We start from the raw sequence: 10,365 nt of genomic DNA on the forward strand, positions 1-10,365 counted from the left end.
CCGGCCGTCGTGCCGGTGAACGCCCGGCGGCCGTGCGGTTGCTAGGGTCTGCCCATGGCACCGAGCAGCGCGAACCCCCCGGGACGGCTCCGGCGCGACGCGCAGCGCAACCGGGACCAGTTGCTCGCCGCCGCCCGCGAGATGTTCTCCCGGCACGGCCTCGACGTCCCGCTGGACCAGATCGCCAAGGAGGCCGGCGTCGGCAACGCCACCCTCTACCGGCACTTCCCGACCCGCGAGGCGCTGATCGCCGAGGTGTTCGCGGACGCCGGAGCCGGACTCGCCGAAGCCGGGCGGGAGGCGCTCGCCGCCGAGGACGCCTGGACCGGCCTGGAGGGCTACTTCGAGCGGATCTTCGCCCTGGTCGCCGCCGACCGCGGCATCAACGACCTGGTCACCCAGGCCATCCCGGTCATCCCCGGCATGATCGAGATCAGTCGAGGGCACGCCGTCACCGTCGGCGCCCTGATCGCCCGCGCCCAGGAGCAGGGCACCATGCGGCGCGACGTGGTCACCATGGACCTGCTCTTCCTGCTCGGCCCCCTCTGCCGCGCCCTGCCCGCCACCGCAGAGCTGCGCCCCGACCTCTGGCGCCGCTACCTCGCCCTGCTGCTGGACGGCTTCCGCGCCCGGGCCGCCCATCCGTTGCCCGTCCCGCCGATCGGCGAGGAGCACCTGGACCGGATGTTCGCGGACCTGTGGGAGGCCGAGGCCCCGGAGGCCTGAGGTCCGTCGGTCGTCCGGCAGCGGCCGTCCGCCACCGGCCGTCCCCCACCGGCATCAGGGACGCGTACGGAACACCCGGTGAGGCGTCAGGGCCGTGTCAACGGGCGCGGGCGGGCGCGGGCGGTCCGCTTGGCTGGGGTGATCCGCCAGGCGGCGGCGCGGACGGAGAGGCGGGGCGGGCGATGACGGACACGGGTACGGGCGACGGCCGGATCGTGGTCGGCGTCAGTGGTTCGCTCGGCAGCCTCACGGCCCTGCACCACGCGGTGGCCGAGGCCCGGCGGACGGACGTCGAGGTGCTCGCGGTGCTGTGCTGGACCCCGCCGGGGGAGGAGCTCGGGTACCGCCGCTCGGTCTGCCCGCCGGTGGTCGGCGCCGGCCGGGACGCCGCCGTCGCCCGGCTGCGGCTGGCGCTCGACGAGGCCTTCGCCGGGCGGTACGCCGGAGCCCGGCTGCGCTGCCAGGCCGTGCGCGGCGAGACCGCCCACACCCTGCTGCGCTGCGCGGACCGGCCGGGCGACGTCCTGGTGCTCGGCGCCGGCCGGGAGCGGGGCTGCCTCTCCCGGCTGATCCGGCCGTCGGTCACCGCCTACTGCGTCCGGCACGCGACCTGCCCGGTGCTCACCGTGCCGCGCCCGCCCCTGCAGCGGGACCTGGAGGCGCTGGAGCGCGGCTACGGCCTGCGGGACCTGGTGGCAGGCAACTAGCGGGCGGAGTAAGGCCGTTGGGCGGCGATGAGGGCGTCCTCGTGTACGGCGGTCATGGTGCCGCTCGGCTGCGGCAGCGACCCTCCCGGACTGCCGACCGGGCGACCGACCGGCGGCCTGCCCGCTCGCCCGCCCGCCCGCCGGAGCGTCTAGCGGAGCCCGGCCGCCCGGGCGAGGAGTGCGGCGGTCTGCCGGCCGGCCGCCAGGGTGGCGGGGTCGGTGGCGGGCAGGCAGCGGTTGGCCCCCGGGTGGTAGGCGGTCATCACCACCCCGGCGTGGTCGGTGGGGAGTTCGAGCAGTTCGGCGGTCGGCACCACCGCGTGCAGCTGACGGGTCAGTCGGCCGGGTACCACCTCGTCCGTGGTGCCCAGCACCAGCAGGACCGGCACCGGGGACGGGCCCGCCGCCAGGTGGTCGAGCGGGACGTCCCCGGTGGTGGCCGCCGGGCGGCCATAGGCGGAGGCTATGCCGACGGCGGCGGTGGGGCGCAGTTCGGCCGGGGTGTCCGGGTGGGTGGCCACGGCCACGGCCTCCCGGCCGCCGAGCGACCAGCCGGCCAGCACGAAGCGGTCCGGATCCCCGCCGTACGCGGCCACGTTGTGCCGGGCGAAGGCCAGTGAGGCGAGCAGGTCGGCTCGGCCGCCGTCCGCCCGGTCGGGGCGCCAGTCCGGGACGAGGACCAGCAGGCCGAGCCCGGCGGCCTCCTGGGCGAGGGTGTGCAGCACGTCGCGCTCGTCGGGGCCCGAGCCGTGCCAGAGCAGCACCACGGGGGCGGGCCCGGAGCCGGTGGCGGTGGGGCGGTGGACGTCCAACAGCCGTCCGTCCGCGTACGGAACGGCCTCCGGTCGCGCGGTCGTCATGCCGGGTTCGCCTCCGATTCGGTGGGTGGTCACGGAGCTGCTACTGTACTTCCTGTCGCGAGGGAGATGATCTCTCGTCAGGCGTCAGCGGTGCTACCAGAGCACGTCCTACTTTCAGTAGGAAGAGTCCGTGCGATCCGGGCCTGGCGCTCCACCGTCGGACGGGGTCCGGCACCTTCACGGGTGCCGGGCCCCGTTCGCGTTTCCGCCTGCGGGGCCCGGGAGTTCAGGACGGCTGGCGGTCCGAGCCCAGCTCGCGGGAGATCCGCAGGCCGACCTGGGCGACGACCGGGCCGAGGGCGCGGACCCGGGCGGCCGTCATCCGGGAGGTGAGGCCGGAGACGGACAGCGCCGCCGTGACCTCGCCGGTGTGGTCGAAGATCGGCGCGGCCACGCAGCGCACCTCGGGTTCGTTCTCCCGGTCGTCGATCGAGTAGCCGCGGGCGCGGACCCGGGCGAGGTCGGCGCGCAGCCGGGGCTCGTCCGCGATGGTCCAGGCGGTGACCGGGCGCAGGCCGGCCGCGACCACCTCGGTGACCGCCTCATCGGGGAGCCAGGCGAGGATCGCCTTCCCGGTGGCGGTGCAGTAGGCGGGTGCCCGGCTGCCGACCCGGGAGGCCATCCGGACGTTGGTCTCGTCCTCGACCTTGTCCAGGTAGACGATCCCCGGGGCCTGCCAGACGGTCAGGTGGACGGTCTCGCCGGCCTCGCGCTGGAGCCGGCGCAGGTGTTCGGCGGCGACGCTCCGCAGGTCGAGAGTGGTCAGGTAGGCCTGGCCGAGCCGGAGCGAGCCGTGGCCGAGGCGGAACCAGCCGGTCTCCCGGTCCCGTTCGAGCAGGTGCTCGTCGAGCAGCGGGCCGGCCAGCCGGAGCACGGTGCTCTTGTTGAGGCCCAGGGCGTCGGCGAGTTGGGCGAGCGGCACGCCGCGCCCGTCGCCGTGGTCGCGGACGTGGCCGAGGACGGCGAGTGCGCGGCGCAGCGAGGAGGACTGGTTGCGCTCGGTCGTGGGCTTCGACGCGGGCGCGGCCGCCGTCGTGGGCTGCTGGGGCGACGTCTCCGTCATGGGTGCGTTCCCTGGTCCGGGTTCTGCTGGCGTTGCCCCGCACGCCGGCGGGGGTGGTCAGAACGTACCCCTTCGGGCCCGGATCAGCGCATCCTCGATACAACGTTGTGCAGTGCAAAACTTCGTGAACCGCCTCTTGTTGGGCCCGATCGCCCACGCCTAACGTCCCTGCCATCGAGCAGGCGGCGTCGCCCACCCGAGGCGCTGCGCCCTGCCGTCACCCCCACCACTTCACCCACCATCGGCCCCGGTCAGGGCCTGCTTCGACGCGCCCGTCCCCCGGCGGAGCGCGTCTCGGCGGCAGCTGTCGGGAGGGGAGGTCTCCACCCATGCGACTCACCAGTCGGGCCGCCGCGGCCGTCGTGCTCGCCGCCGGCTGCCTCGCCGCCACCGCCTGTGCCCCGGGCACCGCGGCGCCGGCCGGCGGCAAGGCCGCCGACGACCGCACCGGCACCCTCCAGGTGTGGCTGTACAACGAGGCGGGCAACGCGGCCAAGGAGGCCGTGGTGACCAAGGCGGTCAGCGAGTTCCAGGCCTCGCACCAGGGCGTCACCGTGAAGGTCAGCTACATCGACACCGACGCCTCGGCCCGCGCCGCCAAGATGAAGGGCGCCTTCAACGATCCCAACAGCGCCCCCGACCTGGTCGAGTTCGGCAACACCGACCTGCCCGGCTACGTCGCCGCGGGCGGACTGGCCGAGATCGGCGCCGAGTTGGACGCGTGGCAGGCCAAGGGCGACCTCGACCCGGCGATCGCGGGGACTGCGGTGGTCGACGGCAAGACCTACGGCCTGCCGTGGTGGGTCGGCGTGCGCGCCCTGTACTACCGCACCGACCTGTTCACCGAGGCCGGGCTCAACCCGCCCGCCTCGTACGCCGAACTGGTCGCGGCCGGCCAGAAGATCCACGCCGCGCACCCGGACACCTTCGGCATCGCGGTCGGCGGCAAGTACACCTACGGCGCGCTGCCGTTCGTCTGGGACGCGGGCGGCGACATCGCCGCGAAGAACGGCACGGCCTTCAAGGCCGCCATCGACTCGCCCGCCGCGCAGGCCGGGATCAAGCGCTACACCGACCTGTTCGGCCCGGACGGCTGCCCCGCCCAGCAGTGCGCGGACCTGACCGGCGGCAAGACCGTCGACCTGTTCGCGGCCGGGAAGTCGGCGATGGCGATCCTGGTCAACTCCAACCGCAGCAAGGTGGACGCGGGCGCGGTCAAGGGCAGGTACGGCGTGGTGCCGCTGCCCGGGGAGAAGGCCGGCTCGATCGCCCCCGCCTTCGCCGGCGGCAACAACCTCGGGGTGATGAAGGCGGCCAAGCACCGCACGCTGGCGGTGGAGTTCGCCGAACTGCTGGCGAGCCCGGCCTACCAGGCGCAGATGTACGACGCGATGGGCAACCTGCCGACGCTCACGTCGGTCAGTGCCGAGGTCGGGGCGAAGGACGCCTTCCTCAAGCCGTTCACCGACACCATCGCGGCCGGTACCCGCTTCGTGCCGCTGGACCGGGCGTGGGCGCAGATCGACGCCCAGGCGGTGATCCCGACCATGCTGCAGCAGGTGGTCACGGGCAAGGCGGACGTGGCCAAGGCCTCCGCCGACGCCGCGGCGCAGATCAACTCGGCCTTCGCCGCGCACTGACCCGCCGAGCAGAGAGCAGGTCCCGCACGTGTCCGCATCCACCACGACCGCCCCGTCGGCGCCGGCCTCCCCGCAGCGGCGCCGTGGGGGCAGGGCGCCGGCCGCACCCCCGGGCGGCCGGCGCCGCCGGCCCCCGTTGCTGCTGCTCCTGCCGGCCGCGGTCATCCTGGTCCCGCTGGTGGCCTACCCGATCTACCAGCTCGGGCTGTTGTCCGTGCTGGACTTCGGGCAGGCCCAGGCCTCCGGCGGCGCCCCGACCTCCTTCGTCGGCCTCGGCAACTACTCGAAGATCCTGGAGGACGGCCAGTTCTGGACGGTGCTGGTGCAGACCGTCGGCTTCGCCGCCTTCTGCGTGGTCGCCACCCTGGCCGTCGGCGCTACCCTCGCGGTGCTGCTGACCAGGGTCGGCCGCTGGCCGCGGCTGGTGCTGACCACGGCGGCGATGGCCGCCTGGGCGGCGCCCGCGATGACCGGTTCGACGGTGTGGAGCTTCCTGTTCGACACCAACCTCGGGCTGGTCGACCACACCCTGGTGAAGCTCGGGCTGAGCGGCTTCCACGAGTTCAACTGGTTCTACGACAAGTGGACGGCGTTCCTGATCGTGGGCGCCGTGGTGGTGTGGCACTCCTACCCGTTCGTGATGGTCACCCTCTACGCGGGCATCCGGGCCATCCCGGAGGAGGTCATGGAGGCCGCCGCCCTGGACGGCGCCGGCACCTGGACCACCTTCCGCCGGATCACCGCGCCGATGCTGCGGCCGATCCTGACCATCGTGGTGATCCAGTCGGTGATCTGGGACTTCAAGGTCTTCACCCAGATCTACGTGATGACCGAGGGCGGCGGCATCGCCGGCCAGAACCTGGTGCTCAACGTGTACGCGTACCAGAAGGCCTTCGCCTCCTCGCAGTACGGGCTGGGCGCGGCGATCGGCGTGATCATGCTGCTGATCCTGGTGGTCCCGACGGTCCTGTACATCCGCAGCCTGCGACGGACGGGGAACGAGCTGTGAACGCCCTTCGGAACCCCCGCGGCCGGTGGCGGCTCGCGGCGAACAGCGGTGCCGTGCTGCTGGCGGTGGTCACCGCCTTCCCGATCTTCTGGATGGTGCTCTCGGCCTTCAAGCCCAAGGGCGAGGTGCAGTCGCTGGATCCGAGGCCGTGGACCGCCCACCCGACGCTGGACAGCTTCCGGCAGGTGCTCAGCGTGGACGGCTTCGGCCGGTACTTCGTGAACAGCCTGGTGGTCGCGCTGTCGGTGGTGGTGCTGTCGGCGGTGGTGGTCTTCCTGGCCGCCGTGGCGGTGACCCGGTTCAGGTTCCGGTTCCGCACCACGATCATGGTGATGTTCCTGATCGCCCAGATGATCCCGGTCGAGGCGCTGACCATCCCGCTGTTCTTCATGTTCCGCGACGCCGGCCGGTTCGCGCCGGGCATCGGGCTGAACACCCTGGCCTCGCTGGTGCTGGTGCAGTTGGCGTTCTCGCTGCCGTTCGGGATCTGGATGATGCGCGGCTTCGTCGCGGCCGTGCCGGTCTCGATCGAGGAGGCCGCGCAGATCGACGGGGCGAGCCGGACCCGCATCCTGTGGCGGATCCTGCTGCCGCTGGTGGCCCCGGGCCTCGCCGCGACCAGCGTGTTCTCCTTCATCGCGGCGTGGAACGACTTCGTCTTCGCCAAGACCTTCATCATCAGCGCCACCGAGAACCAGACGCTGCCGTCCGCGCTGCTGGTCTTCTTCAAGCCGGACGAGAACGACTGGGGCGGGATCATGGCGGCGTCCACGCTGATGACGGTGCCGGTGCTGGTGTTCTTCATCGCGGTGCAGCGCAAGCTGGTGTCCGGGCTGGCGGGCGCGGTCAAGGACTGAGGACCGGCACCCGCCGGCCCGGGGTGGTCGGGAGCGGTCAGGAGACGAAGCCGATGACTCCGTAGTCCTCCAACTCCCGTGCCGTGCGCAGCCATCCGACGACCTCCTGGACGGCGGCGGTCACCTCGCGGTCCAGTTCCGGGGCGAGGCCCGCGCGCTCGCCCTGCTCGAACTGGGCGAGCGCCTCCCGGCACTGCTCGGCCGACCACTCGCCGCAGGAGACCTCGGGGGCGTAGGGCAGGCCGGCTGGGAAGCCGCTGCCGTAGAGGAAGTCGGAGACCGAGACGGCCTTGACGCCGTACGCGCGCAGGCCGTCGTCGACGACGTCCAGCCAGAGGCCGCGGAACGGGCCGAAGGACCGGTTGTCCAGCGGCGTCGCGTCCGGGGCGCACAGGCGCCGGTACGCGTAGCGGTACTGGAAGGCGTGCTCCTCCTCGTACGGCCCGCCGAACACCACCGCGCGCAGCGCCTCGCGGGCGGTCGGGGCGCCGTCGGCGATCTGGTCGGCGAACTCGTGGTCGGCGTGGTCCAGGCTGTCGCCGTAGTACCCGAGGACGTCCTGGAGCACGGATTCGTCGGCGCAGCCGGCCAGGTGGTGCTTGTTCTCGATGTTGGTCAGGTAGGCGGTGAGGAAGGAACTCATGCGGCCACCGTAACGCCCGTGACGGACAGTCGGCCGTGGGGGCCGGTGGGGCGGGGCGGGCTCAGGCGACCCCGCGCGGGCGGAACTGGATGCTGATCCGCGGGCCGACCGGGCGGGCGGTCTTCGGGATCGCGTGCTCCCAGGTGCGCTGGCAGGAGCCGCCCATCACCACGAGGTCCCCGTGGCCGAGCGGCCGGCGGACGACCGCGCCGCCGCCGTGGCGCGGCCGCAGCGCGAGGACGCGCGGCTCGCCCACGGAGAGGATCGCGACCATGGTGTCCTCCCGGGCGCCACGCCCGATCCGGTCGCCGTGCCAGGCCACGCTGTCCCGGCCGTCCCGGTAGTAGCAGAGTCCTAGGGTGCGGAACGGTTCGCCCAGCTCCGCCGCGTAGTGCCGGCTCAGCGCCGTCCGGGCCTCGGCGAGGACGGGGTGCGGCGGCTCGGAGTCGGCGCCGTAGGAGGCGAGCAGCCGGGGGACGTCGACCGTGCGCTCGTACATCTCGCGCCGCTCGGCGCGCCAGGGGACGCCGGCGGCCAGCTGTTCGAACAGCCGGTCGGCGCCGCGCAGCCAGCCGGGCAGCAGGTCCAGCCAGGCGCCGTCGCCGAGGGTCAGGCGCCGGAGGCCGTCGAGCGGGCCGAGCCCGAGGTCGGCGGCCTCTTCGAACAGCGAGGGCTGGAGGTGGGCGGTGCCGTGCATGGGTCCAGCGTACGCCGTGAATCGAACAGGTGCGCGAATGTATCGGGCGTGGCCTTCGGAGAACCCCAGGCTTCTGGGGTACCGGACGGCCCCGGCCGGTCGAAGACTGCCGGTATGGACACCATCGAACAGAACAAGAGCACGGTCACCGCGTTCATCGACGCGCTCTTCAGCAAGGGTGACCCGGGGGCCGTCGACGAGTACCTCGCCGAGGACTTCGTCAACCACGACCCGCCGTTCGGCGGCGGCGCCGACCGGGAGGGGATGCGCAGGGCCGGAGCGCTGTTCCGGGCCGCCTGCCCCGACTGGCACAGCGATCAGGACCTGGTGTTCGGGGAGGGCGACCTCGTGGTCGAGCACTTCACCGCGAGCGGCACCCACCGGGGCGAGCTGATGGGGGTGGCGCCCACCGGCCGGCCGCTCACGCTGCCCGGGATCAACATCTTCCGGCTCCGCGACGGTCGGATCGTCGAGCGGTGGGGCCGCCTGGACGAGCTCGGGCTGCTTCGGCAGCTCGGGCTGGCACCGGTCTGACGGCAGGTCCACCGCCCGGGGAGTAGCGTCGGTCCCATGGCGGCATCGTTGGTGGAACGCCGGACGGCCGGACTCGTCGACCGCTGCTACGCCGGGTCCGACCCGGCCCGGCTGCGGGCGGACGTCGTCCCCCGGCTGCTGCGGCTGGTCCCCGCCGACGCGGTGTTCTTCGCCACCGCCGACCCCGCCTCCCTGCTGTTCACGTCGGCCGCGGCGGACGAACCGCTGGTCGCCCAGACCACCCGCTTCCTCGACAACGAGTTCGGCCGGGCGGACGTCAACAAGTTCGCCGAGCTGGCGCGGTCCGCCGATCCGGTGGCCACCCTCGGCCGGGCGACCCGGGGCGACCTCGCGGCCAGCCCCCGCTACCGGGAGATCATGGCGCCCCTCGGGCTCGGCGACGAGCTCCGGGTGGCGCTGCGGGCCGGCGGGAACTGCTGGGGGTTCCTCTGCCTGCACCGGGAGCAGGCGGAAGCCGGCTTCGACGAGGCGGATCTCGCGGTGCTGCGGGCCGTCGGTCCGCACCTGGCCGAGGGGCTCCGGCGCGCGGTCGCGCGCGGGCTGACCGGTGCCGCGTCCGGCCGGGTGGTGGCCCCCGGGGTGCTGGTGCTCGACGCCGAGTCCGTCCTGCTGTCCGCCAGCGAGGAGGCCCGTGACTGGCTCGCCCGGCTGGACCCGGCGGACTTCCCGGCCGGCGCCCGGCTCCCGGTCGCCGTCAGCGCGGTGGCCGCACGGCTGGGTCGGCTGGGCGGGCAACCGGCCGACCGGGTGCCGCCGCCGACCGTGCGGGTGCGGGACCGGTTCGGCCAGTGGTGGAGCGTGCAGGCCACCCGGCTCACCGGGCCGCCCCGGCCGCAGACCGCGGTGATCATCGAGCCCGCGCCGCCACGGCAGCGGTCCTCGCTGCTGCTCAGCGCCTACGGCCTGAGCCCGGCACAGACCAGGGTCGCCACCCTCGTGCTGCGCGGCCGCTCCACCCGCGAGATCTCGGCCGAGCTGTGCATCTCGGCCAATACCGTGCAGGAGCACCTCAGCGCGGTCTTCGACCGGCTGGGCGTCCGCAGCCGCCGGGAGCTGGTCGCGCTGGCGCTGGCGGGGAACGGCTGAGCAGCGCGCCCGGGGCCCGTCCGGTGTCGCCCGCCCGGCGGGATCCGCGGGAGGGGTCCTAGGGCCGGTCTTCAAACCCCCGTCGTCCGCCCGGAGGGCGGGCGGGGCGGCGTTGGGGTGCGTGCATCGCAAGGCGGAGGAGGGAGTCCATGCGGAGCATCGGCGACCGACGACAACGCGGCGAGGTGCGTGCCCCGGCGTCGGCCCGCAGGCGGGGGTTTGAAGACGGGCCCTAGCCTGTCGTCATGGCGATCAACGGGTTCGGGGTCACCGAGTTCCAGCTCTTCCTGCTGCGGCGGATGGCCGACCACCACCCGGAGTTGGTCGAGGAGGCGGTGCGGCGACTCGGCGCCACCCGGGCCTCGATGCGGGAGGCGAACAAGCGCTGGCAGGCGATGGTCCGGGCGCCCCGGTTCCCGGGAGGGGGAACGCGGGAATGCCCCGTGCCTTGGCAGGGGGGGGAGAGCACGCCCCCGCGGAGCCGGGAACCCACCCGCACCACACCAGATCGGGGGTTGCCGC

At 73.8% G+C, this 10,365-nt stretch carries 11 protein-coding genes and 1 pseudogene; 8 read left to right on the forward strand and 4 right to left on the reverse strand.

Annotated elements, in window-relative coordinates:
• Nucleotides 1–54: 54 nt before the first annotated feature.
• Nucleotides 55–726 (forward strand): TetR/AcrR family transcriptional regulator, encoded by a 672-nt coding sequence (locus tag ACZ58X_RS09970; protein WP_470333166.1) that lies wholly within the window; start codon nt 55–57, stop codon nt 724–726.
• 182 nt (nt 727–908) lie between these two features.
• Nucleotides 909–1,433: a universal stress protein gene (locus tag ACZ58X_RS09975; protein WP_470333167.1), complete on the forward strand. Its 525-nt coding sequence runs from the start codon at nt 909–911 to the stop codon at nt 1,431–1,433.
• 149 nt (nt 1,434–1,582) lie between these two features.
• On the opposite strand, the gene ACZ58X_RS09980 is transcribed toward ACZ58X_RS09975, so the two are convergent.
• Both ACZ58X_RS09980 and ACZ58X_RS09985 read right to left on the reverse strand, forming a co-directional pair.
• Nucleotides 1,583–2,293, reverse strand: coding sequence for an alpha/beta hydrolase (locus ACZ58X_RS09980; protein ID WP_470333168.1), 711 nt, complete (start codon nt 2,291–2,293; stop codon nt 1,583–1,585).
• A gap of 226 nt (nt 2,294–2,519) precedes the next feature.
• Complete coding sequence (locus tag ACZ58X_RS09985) at nt 2,520–3,356, reverse strand: IclR family transcriptional regulator (RefSeq protein ID WP_470333169.1); 837 nt, start codon at nt 3,354–3,356, stop codon at nt 2,520–2,522.
• Nucleotides 3,357–3,685: 329 nt separating this feature from the next.
• Between ACZ58X_RS09985 and ACZ58X_RS09990 the strand changes: the two genes are divergently transcribed.
• The 3 genes from ACZ58X_RS09990 to ACZ58X_RS10000 are packed head-to-tail and all read left to right on the forward strand — an operon-like array spanning nt 3,686 to nt 6,862.
• Nucleotides 3,686–4,996: an extracellular solute-binding protein gene (locus tag ACZ58X_RS09990; protein WP_470333170.1), complete on the forward strand. Its 1,311-nt coding sequence runs from the start codon at nt 3,686–3,688 to the stop codon at nt 4,994–4,996.
• Between the two features lie 28 nt (nt 4,997–5,024).
• The gene (locus ACZ58X_RS09995; RefSeq protein ID WP_470333171.1) at nt 5,025–6,005 is read left to right on the forward strand and encodes a carbohydrate ABC transporter permease; all 981 of its coding nucleotides are present in this window, start codon (nt 5,025–5,027) and stop codon (nt 6,003–6,005) included.
• On the forward strand, nt 6,002–6,862 hold the full coding sequence (locus ACZ58X_RS10000) for a carbohydrate ABC transporter permease (RefSeq protein WP_470333172.1): 861 nt from the start codon (nt 6,002–6,004) through the stop codon (nt 6,860–6,862). The genes ACZ58X_RS09995 and ACZ58X_RS10000 overlap by 4 nt, the downstream gene beginning before the upstream one ends.
• Before the next feature lie 37 nt (nt 6,863–6,899).
• Here the strand turns inward: ACZ58X_RS10000 and ACZ58X_RS10005 are convergent, their stop codons facing one another.
• Nucleotides 6,900–7,505 carry a DUF7691 family protein gene (locus ACZ58X_RS10005; protein WP_470333173.1) on the reverse strand — a complete coding sequence of 202 codons (606 nt, stop codon included), beginning with the start codon at nt 7,503–7,505 and terminating at the stop codon, nt 6,900–6,902.
• A gap of 61 nt (nt 7,506–7,566) precedes the next feature.
• Nucleotides 7,567–8,202: an alpha-ketoglutarate-dependent dioxygenase AlkB gene (locus ACZ58X_RS10010; RefSeq protein WP_470333174.1), complete on the reverse strand. Its 636-nt coding sequence runs from the start codon at nt 8,200–8,202 to the stop codon at nt 7,567–7,569.
• 114 nt (nt 8,203–8,316) lie between these two features.
• On the opposite strand from ACZ58X_RS10010, the gene ACZ58X_RS10015 reads away from it, so the two are divergent.
• The 3 genes and pseudogenes from ACZ58X_RS10015 to ACZ58X_RS10025 form a co-directional block, all read left to right on the forward strand.
• Entirely contained in the window at nt 8,317–8,736 is a 420-nt protein-coding gene (locus ACZ58X_RS10015) for an ester cyclase (RefSeq protein WP_470333175.1), read from the forward strand.
• A 36-nt stretch (nt 8,737–8,772) separates the two neighbouring features.
• Entirely contained in the window at nt 8,773–9,843 is a 1,071-nt protein-coding gene (locus ACZ58X_RS10020) for a LuxR C-terminal-related transcriptional regulator (protein ID WP_470333176.1), read from the forward strand.
• A 245-nt stretch (nt 9,844–10,088) separates the two neighbouring features.
• Nucleotides 10,089–10,365, forward strand: a pseudogene (locus ACZ58X_RS10025) (hypothetical protein); the annotation flags it as partial.

The sequence above is a fragment of the Kitasatospora sp. NPDC040550 genome, assembly GCF_055594965.1.

What these genes read in the sequence shown, in the direction of transcription:
- ACZ58X_RS10020 (WP_470333176.1), top strand. Translation starts at nt 8,773, where the DNA reads ATGGCGGCATCGTTGGTGGAACGCCGGACGGCCGGACTCGTCGACCGC.
- ACZ58X_RS09990 (WP_470333170.1), top strand. Translation starts at nt 3,686, where the DNA reads ATGCGACTCACCAGTCGGGCCGCCGCGGCCGTCGTGCTCGCCGCCGGC.
- ACZ58X_RS10005 (WP_470333173.1), bottom strand. Translation starts at nt 7,505, where the DNA reads ATGAGTTCCTTCCTCACCGCCTACCTGACCAACATCGAGAACAAGCAC.
- ACZ58X_RS09985 (WP_470333169.1), bottom strand. Translation starts at nt 3,356, where the DNA reads ATGACGGAGACGTCGCCCCAGCAGCCCACGACGGCGGCCGCGCCCGCG.
- ACZ58X_RS09970 (WP_470333166.1), top strand. Translation starts at nt 55, where the DNA reads ATGGCACCGAGCAGCGCGAACCCCCCGGGACGGCTCCGGCGCGACGCG.
- ACZ58X_RS09975 (WP_470333167.1), top strand. Translation starts at nt 909, where the DNA reads ATGACGGACACGGGTACGGGCGACGGCCGGATCGTGGTCGGCGTCAGT.
- ACZ58X_RS09980 (WP_470333168.1), bottom strand. Translation starts at nt 2,293, where the DNA reads ATGACGACCGCGCGACCGGAGGCCGTTCCGTACGCGGACGGACGGCTG.
- ACZ58X_RS10010 (WP_470333174.1), bottom strand. Translation starts at nt 8,202, where the DNA reads ATGCACGGCACCGCCCACCTCCAGCCCTCGCTGTTCGAAGAGGCCGCC.
- ACZ58X_RS10015 (WP_470333175.1), top strand. Translation starts at nt 8,317, where the DNA reads ATGGACACCATCGAACAGAACAAGAGCACGGTCACCGCGTTCATCGAC.